Source organism: Lentibacillus saliphilus, from assembly GCF_019093865.1.
Taxonomy (GTDB): Bacteria; Bacillota; Bacilli; order Bacillales; family Amphibacillaceae; genus Lentibacillus_B; species Lentibacillus_B saliphilus.
The window spans coordinates 250,714-270,397 of record NZ_JABJXD010000002.1 but is presented as its reverse complement, the minus strand read 5'-3'; the positions used below and the strand labels follow the sequence as shown (position 1 = coordinate 270,397).

Annotated in this window: 10 protein-coding genes; 4 read left to right on the top strand and 6 right to left on the bottom strand. The window is 38.2% G+C overall.

The genetic code is table 11. The features are described 5' to 3' along the window. Positions 1 to 354 precede the first annotated feature (354 nt). The 4 genes from HPC67_RS05575 to HPC67_RS05560 all read left to right on the top strand — a co-directional run bounded on the left by HPC67_RS05575 (position 355) and on the right by HPC67_RS05560 (position 4,379). Positions 355 to 1,452 (top strand): acyltransferase, encoded by a 1,098-nt coding sequence (locus HPC67_RS05575; RefSeq protein WP_217586469.1) that lies wholly within the window; start codon positions 355 to 357, stop codon positions 1,450 to 1,452. Between the two features lie 220 nt (positions 1,453 to 1,672). Next, positions 1,673 to 2,071, top strand: a complete 399-nt coding sequence (tagD, locus tag HPC67_RS05570; protein ID WP_217586468.1) for a glycerol-3-phosphate cytidylyltransferase — start codon at positions 1,673 to 1,675, stop codon at positions 2,069 to 2,071. Further along, positions 2,064 to 3,239: a CDP-glycerol glycerophosphotransferase family protein gene (locus tag HPC67_RS05565; protein ID WP_217586467.1), complete on the top strand. Its 1,176-nt coding sequence runs from the start codon at positions 2,064 to 2,066 to the stop codon at positions 3,237 to 3,239. The genes tagD and HPC67_RS05565 overlap by 8 nt, the downstream gene beginning before the upstream one ends. Positions 3,240 to 3,392: 153 nt before the next feature. Further along, positions 3,393 to 4,379, top strand: a complete 987-nt coding sequence (locus HPC67_RS05560) for an LCP family protein (protein WP_217586466.1) — start codon at positions 3,393 to 3,395, stop codon at positions 4,377 to 4,379. 70 nt (positions 4,380 to 4,449) lie between these two features. Here HPC67_RS05560 and HPC67_RS05555 read toward each other — a convergent pair whose 3' ends face one another. The 6 genes from HPC67_RS05555 to HPC67_RS05530 form a co-directional block, all read right to left on the bottom strand. Next, positions 4,450 to 5,982, bottom strand: a complete 1,533-nt coding sequence (locus HPC67_RS05555) for a cell wall-binding repeat-containing protein (protein WP_246569730.1) — start codon at positions 5,980 to 5,982, stop codon at positions 4,450 to 4,452. 227 nt (positions 5,983 to 6,209) lie between these two features. Next, the gene (locus HPC67_RS05550; RefSeq protein ID WP_217586464.1) at positions 6,210 to 10,823 is read right to left on the bottom strand and encodes a cell wall-binding repeat-containing protein; all 4,614 of its coding nucleotides are present in this window, start codon (positions 10,821 to 10,823) and stop codon (positions 6,210 to 6,212) included. Between the two features lie 151 nt (positions 10,824 to 10,974). Further along, positions 10,975 to 11,505: a BsuPI-related putative proteinase inhibitor gene (locus HPC67_RS05545; protein WP_217586463.1), complete on the bottom strand. Its 531-nt coding sequence runs from the start codon at positions 11,503 to 11,505 to the stop codon at positions 10,975 to 10,977. Positions 11,506 to 11,678: 173 nt separating this feature from the next. After that, positions 11,679 to 16,799 carry a cell wall-binding repeat-containing protein gene (locus tag HPC67_RS05540; RefSeq protein WP_246569777.1) on the bottom strand — a complete coding sequence of 1,707 codons (5,121 nt, stop codon included), beginning with the start codon at positions 16,797 to 16,799 and terminating at the stop codon, positions 11,679 to 11,681. Positions 16,800 to 17,016: 217 nt separating this feature from the next. Continuing rightward, a complete protein-coding gene (locus HPC67_RS05535) occupies positions 17,017 to 18,111 on the bottom strand; it encodes a glycosyltransferase (protein ID WP_217586461.1) in 1,095 nt (364 codons plus the stop codon). 42 nt (positions 18,112 to 18,153) lie between these two features. Then, positions 18,154 to 19,623, bottom strand: a complete 1,470-nt coding sequence (locus HPC67_RS05530; protein ID WP_217586460.1) for an O-antigen ligase family protein — start codon at positions 19,621 to 19,623, stop codon at positions 18,154 to 18,156. Positions 19,624 to 19,684 lie beyond the last annotated feature (61 nt).

Genomic DNA, 19,684 nt, shown 5'->3' with positions numbered 1-19,684 from the left:
ATTCCTATTAATTATTTCCACATTAAATTAATAATATATAGGTTAATAGAATACACGTTTTCTATATTTTGGAATTATCTATTCACTCTATTGTAAATAGATCCTTATCACATTTAAAAGGAAATAAATACCAATTTATGCTACAGTAGCATTACATTAAGTACCGATTATACTAAACGCGGTATAGTCGAATAATTCAACCTTCAACACAATGAATGGGTTGTCATTCATATTAAGCATCATGTTTGAAAATTATCCTCCTATTTAGAACTCAATACTATGGGAAGGTTTTCTCAATTTCTTATTTAAGACTTAACTGTATGCATAATAACACAACGAAAGGAAAACCCATAAATGAATACAAATCCAAATACTCTACACCAAAAAAGAAAGATTTTTCAAGAGATTAGTTTCATCAGATCAGTGGCTAGTTTATGTATAGTTATGGTACACGTAACTGCAGGATATTATCATGAAAACGGAAATACTTTCGATTTGTTTACTCGATTCTTAAATCAAATAACTAGATATGGGACACCAGCTTTTGCAATAATTGGTGGATTCCTGTTATTTAATCAATCAATAAATAAAAACTTCAATATAAGAAAGTTTATTAAATCACGTTTTACAAAGATAGTCATTCCCTTCTTGGTTTGGAGCTTTTTATATTTATTCCTTAAATCCCTTTATGGCTTATATAGATTTCCAAAGTTATCTACAAAAAATGATATACTAGATTTCTTATATTTTTTTCTTACTGGACAAAGTAATTATCATCTATATTTCATATGTATTGTCATACAGTTTTATTTATTGTTTCCTTTTATACAGACTATAAAATCCAAGGACAAAATTGTATTCTTTACATTCATAGCTTTTTTCGTAAACTACTTTTTTGTGAATTTTAATATTGATATTGGTGAAGGATTATTAAACGAATTCATTAATGACAAGGTTTTCTTATTACATTGGATATTCTATTTTTTGTTTGGAGGAGTGCTAGTTTTATTTTGGGACAGACTAATTAATTGGATTAAAAAAAATCAAAATTTCAGCCTTACTTTAGGTGTTATTATAATAATAAGCGGTATTATTGAATATAACCTTTCGGGTTGGGTAACCTCAAATAGAAGTATTAATATGATAAATCTACCTTTTTTATTTATAGCATTAATTGGTGTTTATCATAAGTTATCTACTACAAATAAAGTACGTAATGTGATAATTGAACTTGGGAACTTATCAATGGGCATATACTTGGTGCACCCAATGATACTCTTTTTTTTAAGAACATATGATTATTTTAATTTCTTTTATAATCATACTTTATTTCTACCAATAATGTATGTATTTGTTTTAGCAATTTCCGTAGTTATTGTTAGATTAATAAATAGACTACCATTCGGGAGTTATATAGTAACTATTGCTAACAACAATAGATTTAAAAAATAATGATTATACTTATCAACCATAAAATCAGCATAATAAACTTAGCGAAAATCAATAACTGCTAATTTTTATATTCTATAACCTGTATAGAGTTAAAGACAAATACTTTTAATAAAACTTTTCCCTTAACACAATCGTAAATTTAATGTTAACTTCATGCAAACTTATGTTATTATAATAGGGATGTATTTAAGTACTATATAAAAAGGAGAACTGAGATAAAATGAAGAAGGTTATCACTTACGGTACCTTTGATTTGCTCCATTCAGGTCATATAAATATTTTACGTCGCGCCAAGGAATACGGAGATCATTTAACTGTCGCATTATCCACAGATGAGTTTAATGCTTTGAAAAATAAAAAGTCTTATCATTCTTATGAAAACAGAAAAATGATATTAGAGGCTATCCGTTATGTTGATGAAGTAATTCCTGAGCAAACATGGGATCAAAAAATCACGGATGTGCAAGCGCACGATATTGATGTTTTTGTTATGGGGGACGATTGGGAAGGGAAATTTGATTTTCTCAAACCTTATTGTGAGGTCATTTATCTCCCACGTACTATAGGTATCTCTACAACAAAAATTAAACACGACCTCAATCAAAAAAACCATGGTTAGAGAAACACTCATTTCTATATATCTTGTTTTTTTTCGCATAATCTTTACCTTTTTTAAATTGTTCCCCCAAGAGAAAAAGACCGTTTGTGTCGTTTCTTTTGGGGACAATGTTTTTTATACAGCGCGTGCCTTGAAGGAAGTATCGAATGAGGACATCATCGTTTTAAAAGATCGTCAATGTAACTATCCGTTTGACAGCACAATAGACAAGGTGATTCCCTTTGATATTAGACATCCGTTTGCATATTTTCAATCAATCTATCATTTGGCTACTGCTTCAACCGTAATGGTAGATAACTATTTTGGTTTTCTAGCAGCTGTTGAATTTCGATCTAAAACGACGTGTGTGCAATTGTGGCATGCCGTTGGTGCATTAAAACAGTTTGGATTAATGGAACCGTCTATTTCAAAAAGAAGCGATCGAGCAATCGATCGATTTAAACGTGTGTATAGTACGTTCAACTATGTTACGGTTGGTTCAGAGAAAATGGCGGAAATTTTTCGCCAAAGCTTCTCACTGGATCCAGATCGTATTGTTCGCACGGGCATTCCAAGAACCGATATGTTTTATAACGAAATGGAAAAGAAAAGACTCCAAACAGATCTAGCGCAAAAATGGCCTATAATCAAAAATAAAAAAGTAATATTATATGCGCCGACCTTTCGTAGTGAAGAATTGAACCATTTTCAGATTCAATTGGATATTGAACAAATGTATCGTGAGCTAGGTGAAGAGTATGTGCTGTTTATAAAAAACCACCCCGCAGTAACATATAACTTGGATCAAAAGTTTTCATCATTTGTAGTTGATGTATCTAATTATTACGACGCGAATCATATCCTATTACTAACGGACATACTAATATCTGACTACTCATCTATTCCATGTGAGTATGCTTTATTAGATAAACCGATGATTTTTTACGCGTATGATTTACAAAGCTACAAGAAAAAAAGTGGTCTACTTCCAAACTTTGAACAAGAAATTCCTGGCCCTATCGTACAGAATACGGACGATATTATCCACTGGATTAAGAATCAGAAGTTTGACCAAGCAGCAATTAAGCGCTTTGCGAATATGTGGAATCGTTACTCAAAAGGCGCTTCAAGCATGAATGTCGCTACTTTAATTCATTCTGATACCGAGAGTCAATCTGTTGCAAGGTAATGTCAAACTTAATGAAGTATAACTTAAAGCAACCGTATTGAAACCTTTTGTTCTTGGATAACGTCTGTATATATTCAGTCATCAACAATATCATTAAATAACTTGACATCAAGGCGCAAATCTTGATCTTTAAGTGTGAAAAGGGGAAATAACATGTCACAGCATGCGAATGCCCGTATGGCGAGACGTGATAAACAACGTCGAAAAAAAAGGAAAATATTAATTGTTCTTATGCCTTTTCTTATTGCGTTCATAGGTGTAGCTGTCTATGCTGCCTCATTATGGTTGAAGGCCGATGCAGTTCTCTCAGATTCAGTCCGAGATATTGACAGAGATAAATCGGAGTTGAGGGATAAAGCCGTTGACCCCGGAAAAGACAATGTATCCATTCTAATCATGGGCGTTGACATGAGTGAGAAAAGGAAAAATAATGGTAATCCGAGATCAGATACAATGATGCTGGCAACTTTAAATAAAAAGGAAAAAAGTGTTAAATTGCTCAGTATACCTAGAGATTCCTATGTTTACATTCCTTACAATGATAAGAGAACAAGAATTAATCATGCCCTTGCTTATGGCGGTCCAAAGGCCGCAATGGACACAGTAGAAGAGCTACTTGAAATACCAGTCGATTATTATGTTACCCTTAATTTTGAAGCTTTTATTCAAGTCGTTGAAGCGATTAATGGCATTAATGTTGATGTACCATATGAATTGTGGGAACAGGATTCAAAGGATCGACAAAACGCCATTCACCTTTTACCTGGTGAACAAGAATTGAACGGTGAAGAAGCATTAGCGCTAGCCAGAACTCGAAAGTATGATAACGATATTGAACGCGGAAAACGGCAGCAGGATATTATTAAAGCGATCATGAAAAAGTCTCTCTCTCTTGGATCGGTTTTTAAGTACGGTGAGATCATTGAAAGCATCGGTTCGAACATGGAAACAAATATGGAGTTCTCTGAAATGCAAAAGTTCCTCTCATACGGTATGAAAGGTGGCGGGCCAGACCTAGAGGCGCTTTCTTTAAAAGGCCATGATGCAACTGGTCCAGGCGGCATGTATTTATACCAACTCGATGAAACAGCTTTAAATGAAACGAAGCTAACCTTAAAAGATCACTTACTCATAAATTAATGTAGATATGAATAAAAAAACAAAAGTGACAGGAAGGAGGAACTCCCCCCTGTCACTTTTGTTTTCATCATTACTTCACTAAATCAATGAGCTCTTCTTCCAATTGCTTACCGACAGAGGACTTACCTCCTACGATTTTAGGATCTGTTATCCCATGTGTTCTCATGTGTGTTTTAAAGGATTCCGATATATGGTTGCCAACTAAGACCACACCTGATCCTTCTTTTGCAGCGAGGGCTGCACCGGAAATCGCATCTGGGTATTGCGTGCCGGTTGTGACATAGACTTGAGCAGTATTTAAATTAAAGTATTCAGCGACTTCTATTGACGTATCATAACGCGTTGGGCCTGATATTCTAACGGCACCAGGTAGACTTTCAACAATAGATTTTGGAACTGCGAGAGGTCCACCTATGACATATGTCTGATTCACATGTAGTCTATCGATTAATGCACTGGTAGCACGGGAAATCGTCTTCCCTTCTGTCAATAGAATTGGCATGCCTTCAGCAGCTGCGTAGGCGGCAACAGACAAGGCATCGGGAAAATTATATCCATTAACAACAACGGCTTTTTCAACGGGAGCACCTGCCACTAGCTTTTCCGCAATTGCTATTGCAGTATCAGTTCGTGATTGCCCACTTAACCTTTGTACGTTAATGTTCATCTTCTTTAATGTGGCTTCAACAGAAGAACTAATAGCTTTTTCCCCACCAAGAATATAGACAGTTTGAGCGCCAAGTCTCTTGATTTCGGCTTGTGTGACATCCGTTAATTGATCAGACTTTGTTAAAAGCAATGGTGCATCATATTTTTTAGCTAACGGAACACCTGCCAATGCATCAGCATAATCATCGCCACGCGTTAAAATAACTGTATCAGATTGATGCCACCCTCTTTGACTAACAGCCACTGCCGTAGCATAACGTGTTTTACCTGATATCCGATCAATTTGAAGTGCGTGGTATTTATTATTAACAAGTTCAACAAACGCGTTCCAATTATAACCATACTTCGCGAAATAGCCATGTGGATCAACATGGGTTGTCCCACCAAGATGTCTTGTAACAGCGTAATGCGACCACAGACTCCCAACGCCCGTTGTCTCCGCATTGATAACCTTTAAATCATATGCATTAAGCTTTCGAGCAATATAGTAGGCATAGTTATTAATTGAACGCGCGAATTCCTCAAAAGAATGTGTACGAACTAACTCAACATGGATAAAACGTTCATTGGCATATCTTCCAGCCCCCCATGCCTTATAATCTGTCGGATGAACTTCTATAATTCTTTCATCGTCTACGAAAGCATGAACGAAGGCATTTTGCCAGTTTTTAGACATCCAACCTATTTCGCCTAGTATTGTGGAATTGTCGTTTGCCGTCTCATGTGCAACGACGCCTTCTACAGCTCCAACGCCTCCGCGATAATTCAAAATTGGTAAATGGGTTAAATGATTGTATTCAATTTGTGCTGTTTCTTGTAAATTGTTATCTATGTATTCATTTACATTTGAAAAAGCTGCTGCTTGTGATGGAGCAGCAAACAGTGAATAAAAGAAAAAGATGCCAATCAAACTACTCATTATTATTTTTTTCATTATCGTTACCTTTCTACCTTTTGCACCATAGGATGTTAGATTTAAACAACCCATGACAAAAGTTCTGTGTCTTATTAACTAGTTAATACACACATTATGGCAGATTAGTAGATTGACATCAATCACATATTTAATTATTACAAATATTACCTATTTGTTCTTTAAAGACACACAAAGAAGGCTGCCGATATAAACGACAGCCTTCTTTGTATTTTGGCAAGAGCTTACTATTTTAATAGTTCATTAAGCTCATGCTCGATTTCTGTGTCAATGGCAACTGTACCACCAATAATGGACAATGTATCAAAACCATGCTCAGATACAAAGTCGTGAACTGATTGAGGAACATCACTTCCTACTAGTACAATACCAGTTCCCTCTTTAGCTGCTAGAGCTGCAGCTGACAATGCGTCAGGGAAGTCTTTTCCGGTTGTAACATTATAATGCTTCGTCGTCACTCCGAAATGATTAGCAACTGCTACCGCTGTTTCATAGCGATCCTTTCCAGATACGCGGTATGCATTTGGCAATTCAGCAAATACAGCTTCTGAAACAGCTACTGTACCACCTATTACTAATGTTTTATTCACATTAAGATCATATAACGCTTTTTCAGTCGCCTGTGACAACTGATCATCTTTTGTGAGTAGGATTGGTAATCCTTTTTCTGCTGCATGTGAAGCGACAGATAACGCATCAGGGAAATTGAAGCCATTAACCAAGACAACCTCTGATGATTGACCACCGGTTATCTCATTAGCAATTACAGCAGCCGTTTCCGTCCGTCCCTTACCAGAAAGACGCTTGACTGAGACGCCCAGTTCTTTCAGCTCTGTAGCAACATCGCCACTAATAGCAGCTTTACCACCAAGAAGATAAACTGTTTTGGCACCCAATCGCTCAATTTCAGCCTTTGTTGCCGCTGTTAATGAATCTGTATGCGTTAGCAACAATGGTGCATCATGCTGCTTAGCTAATGGCACACCTGCTAATGCATCTGCATAATCGTCTCCTCTCGCAAGGACGACTGTATCAGCTTGGTCCCAACCTTTTGAACTGACTTCAACAGCTGTATCATATCTGCTTTCGCCAGATACACGTGACACACGATTCTCACCTGACTCAGCGCGATAGATTGTCACTTCTTTAGTTGCGACATTACCAGCTAAATCCGTTAGTTCAAGGTTAAAGACGTTTTCGCCTGGATCAAGAGATACACTTGTATCAACAGTTGTACTATATTGATTCATTTCATAGCCTGGCATTTCATGATAGAACACTTCACTATCATTAATTTTGAGTCGAAGCTCTTCGAAGTTATCTGATATAAAGGACTTAAGATTAACTTCGGTTGTATCATATCCAACATATCCCGGAGCTTCTACTTCTAGTGTAGGTCCAGTGCTATCAACAAAAATACTTCTGCTGTTTGCGAGTGACGTTGTGTTCCCATTAATATCGGTTGCTTTGATATTAATTGGGTGAACGCCATCTTCAAATTCAACTTCTGCTTCAAACAGATACTCTCCGCCACCAAATGGTTCCAATTCTACTGGCTGTCCTTCAACAGTCACTTCAGCGACACCAGTATCGTCAGACACTAGACCTAATACATAAACGAGATTGTCATTTAAAATTTCAAAGGTTTCCGGTGTATATACTTCAATAACCGGACCTTCGCCGTCACCAACAACGTGAACGACTGAGTTAGCTGCATTATCGAAAGCTACAACTGCGACCTCAGTATCATCAGAAATAAGGGATCCATCCAACCCTACTTCTGTTGTGTCAGGTCCGTAAATCTCATCTAAAGGTTCCCCATCTAACAACACGCTAAAGTATGAAACGCCAGAAACAGCATCTTCTGTTGTAACACTTAGCATATTGCCATCTAATGAAGCCTCTACACTAGGTGGTGTCGTATCTACAAACACAGGAACTTGTAAAGACTGAGCTTCTTTTCCTGGGTAGTCAATTGCCGTCTTTATTTCAAGATAATATTGACCATCCTCAGCAACGTCCCCATCAATGGTACCATCCCATCGGATAGATGGATCTAGTCTGTATGGTAATGCGCCACCTGCTCCACCGTCAAAATAATTCTTTCTGACGTTGTTTTCAGATTTTAATTTACGTAAAGCATTTTTATCGGCATCTAAGATGTTATATTCAACTGACTTAGCATTACGCAAGTATGATAGAAGTGGTATGATTTGGTCGTGCTCACCGTCTCCGTTAGGTGAAATCGCTATGCGGTCTGTATAGCGCCCTTCACTAATCGGATCAAATCCTAAATAATAGTAACCATCTTCAGCTTCATACAACATTGCTGCTTCTTCATAAAACGAATTATTGTCATCGTATGCGAGTTCATCCAATACAGGAGGTGCATTCCAGTCACCGTTAAATCCTACATACGGAACTGAAAGCTGTGGATTTTCGTCTGTCGGATCAGTTAATGTCACATATCCTTCGACAAAATATCCGTTTTCAAATATCTCATTTGGCGATACAGCAATCGCATTTCCTTCTGCATCCTCGCTATAAACTGTCGCTTCTGACAAATCAACATCGACTTCAATTGTTGCAGTGCCATTCGCTGGGACTTCAACAGTTGATTCGCCGTTGTTAATCGTCACTGCTGCGCCTACTAGGCCTTGAGCTTCGAGTTCATCTAGAGAGAATGTCTTGTACGCATTACCGATCAAGCCTAAGAATGCAAAGTCAGTCTGAACATTTGCATCTACATCATACGTCACGGCTTCATCACTCAAATTCGTCGCTGTCAGTGTCATACTGAACTGATCCTCGACTTCCTTCAGAGCAACTTTTGCTTCGCCCGTCTCGCTTTCAGTTACAACGACAGGTGTACTCATAGCTGAGTGAAGTTGCATGATGCCTGAGCCTTGGCGACGTGGAGAGTATGGATTCTCCTGTCCTAAGATGGCTTGAGCAGCACCCTTATCAACTACTGGACGCGACGTATTCATTAAAATATTTTTCGCCATTTCAACACGATCGCGATTTTCCAAATTAAGCTCTTCATCTACGCGCTGCATCATAAGTGCAGCACCACCAGCCACATGAGGTGCGGCCATTGAAGTTCCACTCATGACACCATATTGATCATCCTGGAAGGTTGAATAAATGTTTCCACCAGGTGCAGTTATTTCTGGCTTGAAATCTAAGTTTGGCGTAACACCCCAAGACGTAAAGGCAGACATTTGACCATTCGTTGGATTTTCAATCGTGACCTTTTCTTCACCAAACTCTATTGATACAGCTACTTCATTCATTAACTGCTCCGCTAAGCGCTCACCATCAGCTTTTAGCATAAACAATTGTGGAATGATAATGGCATCATCTGTTGCCATGCTTACAACACCATCTGTATTGTTGTAAATAATAACACCAGCTGCACCAGCTGCTTGAGCGTTCAAAGCCTTTTCAGTAAATGCGTATGCACCACGCTGAATAAGCGCATATTTGCCATCGAAGTCTTTTCCTTCAAAGTCTTCAGGCGCGCCTAATGCTGCATACTCGAGTTCAAACGTTTTTTGCTCAACGTCATGTGGATGAACGCTACTAGCAGATAAATAACCGGATTCTCCAGTTTCTTCACCATAGCTATACGTTAAACCATCCAACTCGATATGACTGTTATCAATGGATGCTACCTGCAAAGAGTCATATGACAAGCCAGGTGCTCCGACAACGCCAATATCAGGATTACTTGTGTAAGGGTTAAAAAAGCCATTTCCTAAATGTGCTGAGTTGCCTGCAGATATCGACATCAGTACACCATTATCAACAGCTCTTTTAATCGCTTGTTGTTCAGGTGATTCAGCGTCAACAAATGCTGCTGTTGAGCCTAGACTCATGTTCAGGACGTCTGCACCCATCTCAATTGAATCATCTATGGCTTTAATATAAATATCACCCCAAGTCGACGGCATCATCGGATCATTTCCGAAGACTTTTAGAGCTAATATTTGTGCTTCAGGTGCAACACCTTTTATACCACCATTTTCTTCATCACCATTCGCACCAACAGTCCCAGCTACGTGCATACCATGCATCGTTGCTTGAGGCCCAAGATCAAGAATTTCATCATTTTCATCCATATAATTGTATCCGTATGGGACTTTTTCTGTGAAGTACGTTCCTGGATAGTCGCCATTCGCTACATCATCTTCAGTTAAGGCAGCTTCTTCAGGATTTGTTAATACCATATCTCTATGTGAAGGGTCAACCCCTGTATCGATAACACCAACGATCATACCTTCTCCATCATAGCCGTATTCATCCCAAGTACGCTTAGCCTCAATGAGATCTTTACTATACTTCATTTGTGGCTCTTGTTTAGGTCTTTCATATTTGTTCGCAACCGTTACGTTTACAACATTAGGTAGTTTCTTAATGCTGTCAACTTGGCCAAATTCAACAATACCGCTGAACCCGTTGAAAACAGTTGTGAAGCTTTCTTTATATTCAACGTTAATCTTTTTGTTTGCAAGATCTTTTTTTACAGCTTGTTGTGTCTTAAGTGCGTCACTCTGCAAATTTGTTTTTTGGGATTCAGATAAATCACTGAACTTTTTCCCTTTCTTAGTTGCGTATGTAATTGCAGGCGCACCTTCAACTTCAACAATTACTCTTACTTCTTCATCAGCTTTATACGTCGACTTTTCGATCGTTTCTTTAGTGAATTTTTCTTTGTTATTTATGATATCCCCTGATTGGACATTCCCTTTAGATATGGGTGCTGTTGCCGCAATCGCGCTGTTGGAAAAAACGAGCATAAACGCCAGTAATAATACTAGTATTCTTTTAATTTTCAACTCGTCTTACCTCCCCTTTGTGTTCGTTCTATTCTGATAACTATAATTCTACCGTCCCCCTTCCATATATATACAGTATAGTATAATATTTACAGTTATAATGGTCAAACTATTTATTTGATTTAAAATCAAAAATCTAATCTGACACGAGTTAATATTCTAGTTCTAAGGTTTCCCTTGAATTTGCTAGATCCTTGGCAGCTGAATAAACAACTAGTGTATACCGTCCTTTTTCTAGCTTTGGAAGCATAATCTCATATTCCAAGCTTTCTCCAGGCTCTATACGCTCATCCTTTAAAACCTGCAAAAAACGCTTACCATCTGAGTATTTATAAACTAGATTTTGATTAGCATCTGTTATTTCATAGTCATATAATTGACTCGTAGTAAAATGAAGTGTGATTGTATTATTACCCGTATTTTCAATAGAATATAGAGCTTTTGTTTGGCCATCCAATAGATTTAAATTAAAATCCAAATCAAGGTTTTGACCACTTGAGTTTTCTCCAGGGTTGAATTTTTGTTTAATAATCTTCTTTTTTCTCATTTCGTTATCATCCTTTCCAATAGTATCTATTTGCTTTTGACTATGTTCTTTTGGGCCGACATTAGAAGTCATTGTTATAACTAGTGTGAGCACGGTAACTAGTATTAAAACAATACTAAGACTAATTTTTTTCATAGATCTCCCACCCATAATAAATTTTCTGTTATTTCTAAGTATACTATAAATAAACCAAGAAACTATAGTAAAAATTCACCTTATATATAAATGTGCCTTATATTGAACGAGCTGTTCGCTAAGTACCAAAATAGAACTCACCCTCTAATGAGGATGAGTTCTATCAATTCAATTTATTTTATCAAGGCGAGTATTTCATTAGCTACATTATCGCTAACAGCTACCTTCCCACCTAAAACTGATACACGATGAACGTCTTGCTCTACTAGATAAGCAGAAAGCTCATCGGGAACATTTGATCCCGTCAATAATATCGCACTATCTTCCTTCGCGGCTAATACAGCACCTGATAACGCATCTGCGTAATCACGACCAGTTGCGATATACATATGTGGATTACTTACCTCAAAGTGGTTTGCTAATGCTATATTTGTCGCATACCGATTATGACCTTCAATGCGCTGAGCATGAGGTAATACTTCTGCTACTTCATTAGACACAGCTACCGTCCCACCAACAATTATCGTTTCCTCTATTCCAAGTGACGATATGATTGACGTAGTCGCTTCAGGCAAAGTGTCTGTTCTCGTAAGCAAAATTGGCATTTGATCTTGAGCCGCATATGATGCAACTGATAATGCATCTGGAAAATTCATGCCATTTACAACAACGGCCTTTTCAACACCATTAGGTGCGATATGTTCTGCAATAGCGCTCGCTGTTTCATATCGAGATTGACCAGATAAACGATCAACTGTTAATCCCTCATCTTCTAAAGTTTGTTCAATATCCTCACTAACAGCTTGTGTGCCCCCCAAAATAATGATGTGTTGGGCATTAAGTCTTGTAATTTCATCCAATACCCGTGGATTGAGTTGAGCACTTGATGTTAATAAAATTGGTGCATCGTATTGATATGCTAACGGTACGCCGGAAAGCGCATCGGCATAATCATTACCACGGGCAAGAATTACAGTATCTGTTGATTTCCATCCATTCTCGCTAATTTCAATTGCTGTTTCATATCTATTTTCCCCTGAAATTCTCTCTAATTGTTGAGAATGGATATACAATCTCCCAGGAGCTTCTGTAACTGTTGTATTACCGGCTTGATCTGTTAGCTGGACCTCGATAATAGCTCCTTCTAAGTTTATACCCTTTGGCACTGTCCAGCTTCCAGTATATACCCCTGGTTCTACTTCGTTCATGTTAGCATCTGATTCCGCCTGGGCTTGGTTTAATTCCGGAAACTTAATACTATATTTAGCTATTCCACCTGTTGTAGAACTTGTAAACGAGATCAATACCTCATCTCCTGGCAGCACGTATTGATCATCACTTGGTTCAATATGTTCAATAAGGGGATCTCCAAATTGAGCATGAACGGTAATTGTTTCTTCTGTCATGTTTCCAGCTTTATCTTGGGCCATAACATGAACAACATTCTCACCTTCATCTAACAAGACGCGTTTTTCGAATTGATTGTTCTCTATAACCGTCTGTTCACCATTTACTTTTAAAACCTCAAGATGATCATCTCCGACGGTTCCGCTTACAATCACCGATTCTTTATTCGTAATCTGTCCATCTACAGGCGACTCAATATTAAGTGCAGGTAAAGTGGTATCCTTAATAATGGTTGTCACTTCAGATGCGTTAACAGGTGCTCCTTCATAGAGTGATACGACAGTCAGCGCATTTTCACCTTCTTCAATTGAAGTAGAAAACGAGAACGTTCCATCTTCATCTGAAACCGCTCGTGCTTGTTCAACTCCATTGTTTCTAAGTTGAAGGTCTACTTCTGGACTTGCTGTTCCTTCTACCGTAATATTCGACTCGTTCGTAAACGTATTTGGTTCTGGAGATGATATGATCGGCTTTGACATATCCGGTACATCTTTCCCATAGTCAACTACTGCCCGAATCATATAATTACCATAACGTGTGTTTGCCTGGAACCATTGACCGCCAAAATAATCCCAACTTCTCCCGGTAGCATTTTTTGCGTCTCCGTCTGCTACGAAACCTGGTACATGAGGATAATCATCTGCTTGTGTGTAGACAATGTAGAAATCTCCAGTGACTGTTATCCCATGTTCAGATAAATCCACTTCAGTCCAAGAATATAAATCACGCTCTGCCTTAGCGGCAATTGGACCTGCGATTTTATGACCTGGAGCTCCATCCTCTCCAGTCGCATCATAAACCGAAATGTTGATATCGTCGCCACCTGGATCAGGTATATGAGATGCCCAAAATTGTAGCTTAGCGCCTGTGAGCAACGCAGAAGATTGATCTTCCTCCAAACTCATTCTTACTGCAAACCCATTATTTTTTTTACCCATCACCAAGTTCTTACTCCATGATCCATTGTCATATTTAATTTCTGTTGACTCATTTCTATAAAATGGTTGTAATACAACATCAAGCGTCTGATCTTCACCTTCTACAACTGTAATCGTTTGTTCTGTTGTTTGATACCCTTCAGCTGATACAACCACAGTATACTCCCCTGTTAGTGCATGGAGCTGGTAATCTCCTTGATCATCTGTATAAACTGGTGCAACCTTATCATCTTCTAGCAATCTAACATTTGCGTTGGATATTTGATTTCCTAATATATCCTTCACGCCACCAGAGATGGTTTGTTTTGATTGGTTGTTAAGGTTTATTTTCGAATTTACAGTTTCATTATTTGGCAAAATGACTACTTCAGTCGTCGTTTCATATCCATAAGCTTCAATTTTCAGCGTATATTCACCCGGCGGATGATAGATAATAAACGTTCCATCTTGTGGATTTGCTTTTGTTGTCCAACCAGTTTCTTCAACAGTGATTGTTGCATCTAAAGGCAATTCATTAGATGTCATTTGATGAGATGTTGTTTGGTTTGTCTTATTTTGAGCTTTCGACACACTGAATGCCTTTTGTTGACTTTTGTATTGATTGTTAGCCTCTTGGGGACTATTTTGAACCAGTTGTACGTCATCGATATACCAGCCTTGAGATTGATTATCGATCGACATTAAATTAAAAGCAATGTATACTTTCTGTCCAGCATAATCAGATAAATCTAAACCAACCTCATGCCATTCTTTGTTCTGACGCGTAATTTGATAGATTTGATCCCAGTTCTCTCCATCAACAGAAGCGTAAATGGTTCCTTGATCACCAAACCATCCTAAGCTATACCAATTTTTAAATCTGAGTTGCAGGCCCTCTTCAGCTAAAATCGGAGGTGTCACCAATGTCATATCCGCATTTGCCTGGTATTTTGCGCGTAATTCTGTACCCATTACTTTTTGTCCAGATGTTGCTTGGTCAGGGCCGTATTCTGGAACGCCCCACTCCCATGAATCATATATTCCAAATGAATACCAGCCGTCTGGATTATTTTCAAAATCCTCAATATGTCCAGCGCTGATGCCTTCTTTTATTTCAACGGAATGCGCATCTGTTGAAACGATATTGCCGCTATAGTCTTCTATCTTCCAAACATATTGTAAACTTGAACCTAGTATATCAGCAGACGGGACGATTGTTTCATATACGCCATCAAGGTGATCTCCTTTAACACGTTCAGCTGTATATGTTTTTTCAACTTGATCTTCATTGATAATCGTTAACGTTACACTGTTTACACTTATATTGTCCATAGCTCTGATTGAGAATGCCTCATCTTCACCAATAAACACTGTTCTCCGTGGATGATGTTCGAAACGAGGAGCTTCTGTGTCCGTTCCCACCCCAGTTACTTCACCTGAAATCGTTCCAAAGCCTTGTTCCACAAAATCAACGGCTGCTTTTGAGTCAAGTAGTCCATAACCAAAACCGTTATTTGGATGATTTGTGTATTGATCGTCCGTTTTAGCTGTAGCAGTATATTTTAATATTGAATCAATTTGATCGACAGTCAGTTCATTATTGACTTGCTTCATCAGCGCAACAGTAGCTGCAACGTGTGGAGCAGCCATTGATGTCCCGTTCGCAACAGCATATTCGTAGGTGTCCCAAGTTTCTCCAGGTACAGAAGAACGAACCGATACCCCCGGTGCCGTAAGATCGGGTTTCATTACACCTGTTTCCGATGGTCCCCTTAATGAAAAACCAGCTAATTGATCATTTCCATCCGTTGCACCTACTGCAATGGACTCCGGATAATTCGCGGGAGCAGACGCAGTTCCTGGATCTGGTCCCATGAATAACCCAGCATTTCCAACTGAGAACACGGGCACGATCCCTGCATTTCTCCATGCTTGTACCATGGGACGGAACCAATCGTTGTTTATTGGATTTCCTCCCCATGAATTATTAATAACGTCTGGTGCTTTCTCAGGATGTGGAACACCCTCTTCATCAGTTGGAGCCAATAACCATTGGGCAGCTGCTAGGATGTATGAATCATAGCCTTCTCCCATATAAAATGCACGTGTAGCAATCCACTCTGCTCCAGGAGCAACACCTATTTTATTCGTACCATCCGCTTCTTGGCCCACCATCGTTCCCACAGTATGTGTGCCATGACCATCAGAATCCATTGGCATTCCTAAACCTGAAACGGCATCAAACCAGTTAAACTCATGCGTTGGATTGTCAGGGTCATCAGATTTATATCCACGGTATTGTCGTTTTACAGCTGGATGTCGCCAGTTAACGCCAGAATCCAGACTTGCTACAACAGTGCCTTCACCGTCAATACCTTCTTCCCATAAATATGGCGCACCTACTCGATCAACATTCCATTCAACTTCACTGTCTGTCTCATTTTGGTCGTTTGTTTCTTCCATAGGGACGACATACTGCTTTTCATCAAGAAGAACAGATTTGACTTCAGGACGGGCAGCAATGTCTTCCGCTGAATCCAGATCACCTTTTACCGCTAAAGCGTTAACGATATAAAAACTTTTGAATGAATGAATCTCACCCTTCCTCTTTTTTAGGTCAAGGTGTTCCATAATATTTTTTTGTGTTTTTTCTGCTGAATCCATTAGAGCTGATACAACAGCTTTTTGCTTATTTTTGGAGATATCCTGTTTCGAGAGACTTTGGCGGTAGCCTTTTTCTTCAACTTGTCTCGCTACTTCATTTGTATTCACTTGCTCATTTAAGACCACGAGGTACCTGACTTCTTCCTGTTCTTCAAATGCTTCATGTAATCTAGGATGTATTTTCGTTAGTGTACTGCCAGTTTCATCAAATGATTGTGCAGCAATCGCAAGGTGTGGAACAATCATACTTAGCAACATTAATACGGATAATGCGCATGATAATAACTTAACCCTATACCTTTGCATCACTATTACATTCCTCCTATTCACTTTAATAGTTTTATTTAAAATATTGTTAATAATATAACATAAAATCCTTGCACAGAGTGTTGTTTGTGACACAAAATTCAGAATGATAGAATATACCTACCTCCTTTAAATCATAAGCACTATTTAACACTAAAAAACCTGACACATTTAATAGAGTCAGGTTTAGAGAACACACATGAGGTTTTATAAATGTTTATTTATAATAAAGTTTCATGACTTTATCGGTTTGGACAACTTGATCATAAGCCTCGGCTTTAGTGTGGCCTTTTTTTATAATTCGAGACCGTAATTGCTCATCCACAAGCAGCGTTTTAATGTTTTCAGCCAATTCATCAGGATTATGCGGCTGAACTAAAAGGCCTGTTTCGTCTTTAAGTAAATAATGTAACCCACCTACATCTGTTCCGACTACCGGAAGGCCACATGCCATTGCTTCTAATGCGACAAGTCCAAAGCCTTCCATATGTGATGGGAGTACAAATACATCTGCTGCATTCATCCATTTTACAATTTCTTTTTGTGGCATAGAATTGTGTATATGTGCAGATTGGAGTTCTGGTAATCGCTTTATGATCGTTTGATAATAATTAGGATCTTTTGGCTCACCAATTAAATGAAGCTCAATGTTCTTTTCAGTGTCCGTTATTGTTTGATATGCTTGAATTAAGTCATCCAAACCTTTTGCTCGGATTAAATTTCCAACGAACAAGAGAATTTGGTTTTGTGTGGATAAACGTAAAGATTTTCTTGCTTCATATTGATCACCAACATGAAATATATCGCGATTAACACCCATATTAATGACTGAAACCTTGCCATCAGCAATTTGGAATTCCTTCACCATATCTTCTTTCAGCCGCTCGCCTACCGCAATAATATGATCAGACTTTTCGAGGATGTTTGCTGTGATGCGTCTTGCCAGACCGGCTTTTTTTATCATTTGATCAATATCACCACCGTGCGACGTAACGATCAGCTTTTTCTTTAATAGTTTTTTATACAGTATCCCGATCAATCCTGTTGGAAAAATATAATGGACGTGGACAACATCATACTTACGACCGTGCACGATAAGGTGCCAAGCGTTCTTGAGAAAAAACCATCCGTATTTACGTAACAACCTAAACTTCCCTTTACGGGGATCTGTAATTGCAATAACGTCGATGTCCAACCCGCGTTTTGATAATGCATCAGCTTGATTCTTAACAAAAACACCATATGTCTTAGAGTGTTTTGAAGGGTACATGTTGCTTAATATAAGGACGTTCTTTGTTTTTATTTCATCCAACGGTATCATTCCTTTTCACGACGTTCCTTTATTAAAGACAACTTAGTGGTCGGTTCTCGTAATTCCCTTCAGCTTTCCTCTCCTAACGATCTCCATCCACGCTAAAAGCGTAAAATAACAGAAGGTGAACATTTGATTTTCCCATACATTATAAACGATTCCTACAATCGCAACGAAAACCCATAATGACATTAATATATTCGCAAAAGCAACATTTTCTTTACGTGTTTGCCACATATGCCAGAGCATATTAAGCATAAACAATGCAAAAAGAAGCGTTCCTACGATGCCTGTTTGAACAATAATTTGTATATATTGATTGTCAGAATAGAAATCCCTACCTATATATGAGTATATCCCCTTTAAACCGTATTCCTCATATATTGGTGACGAATAGACTAGGGCAGCAGAGTCGCCAAATGTTCCAAAGCCTGTCCCTATTACAAGGTGACTTGAAAGAATTTCGAATCCCTTTTTCACAAAAAAGAGGCGCCCTGTATTACCACTAAGTGAAATATTTTCCTCACTGAATGAGGAGCCGAAACGGTCTCCAATTGTAGAATTTTGGTTGGAATTCTCATCTCCTTGTTCAACGGTACCCTGAATGTTCTCAATCTCGTTGTCGATAAATTCAACTGGTGTAAACACACAAACATAACCTAATATGCCTATAATGATAAATTGTTTTAGGAATTGCTTACTTTTTGTAACTAAGAGATAAAATGCCACTACAGCGAAAATAGCAATCATGCTACCTCTCGAATACGTCATCAAAAATGTCCCAAAACCTAATATTGCCGGTATGTACCATATTTTTTGCTTTGTTATGTTTAATAAGATTAAGCTTGCAACCATTGCTATAAACAAATACATTGCCATTGAATTTGGATTACCAAGTAACCCATAAATTCGATCAGCATTTGCTGGAGATAAAAACATATCGACCCATGTTTCTGGTAAGAGCCATTGACGTTGTGACAGCTTCTCTACAAAACCGTGCGCTATCAGAACCAGTGCGACCCCCACTGTTAGCTTCATAATTGCAAAAAAGTCTTGTTGCTGCCATTCCAAGCGTTTAACACCGTAAAAAAGCACATACATAATTAAAAACTTACGTAGTTGAAAAATGATTGCAACCAGCATAACATCCGTAAATAAAGCAGAAATGGCACCTACAGTACAGAATAGAATATACGCCCATTCATACCACTCTAACTGATACAGCTGTTTAAAGTTCTTTTTCTTTACAGCATCCCAAGTCACCCTTATAAAAAGCGTTATGATTGCAGCATCACCGGCGAGTTTAAGACCATCGTTTATTTCAAGCAGAAATGGCCTCACAGAAAAATACATGATGAGTAAAGGAATAATCCACTTAGGTTTTTTCCAAACAATGATTGCAAATGATAGGCTTGAGACCAATACTGTTATTGATGGCGGCATAAATACACATATGCTTAATATAATGATTGTGGCTATAGTGAGCGTGTATAGACTTTTAGGATAATTCATTTATTCAACCACCTTTGAGTTCTTTAGCCTTTTACTTAAATAATGTAGTAGAGTTATTCAC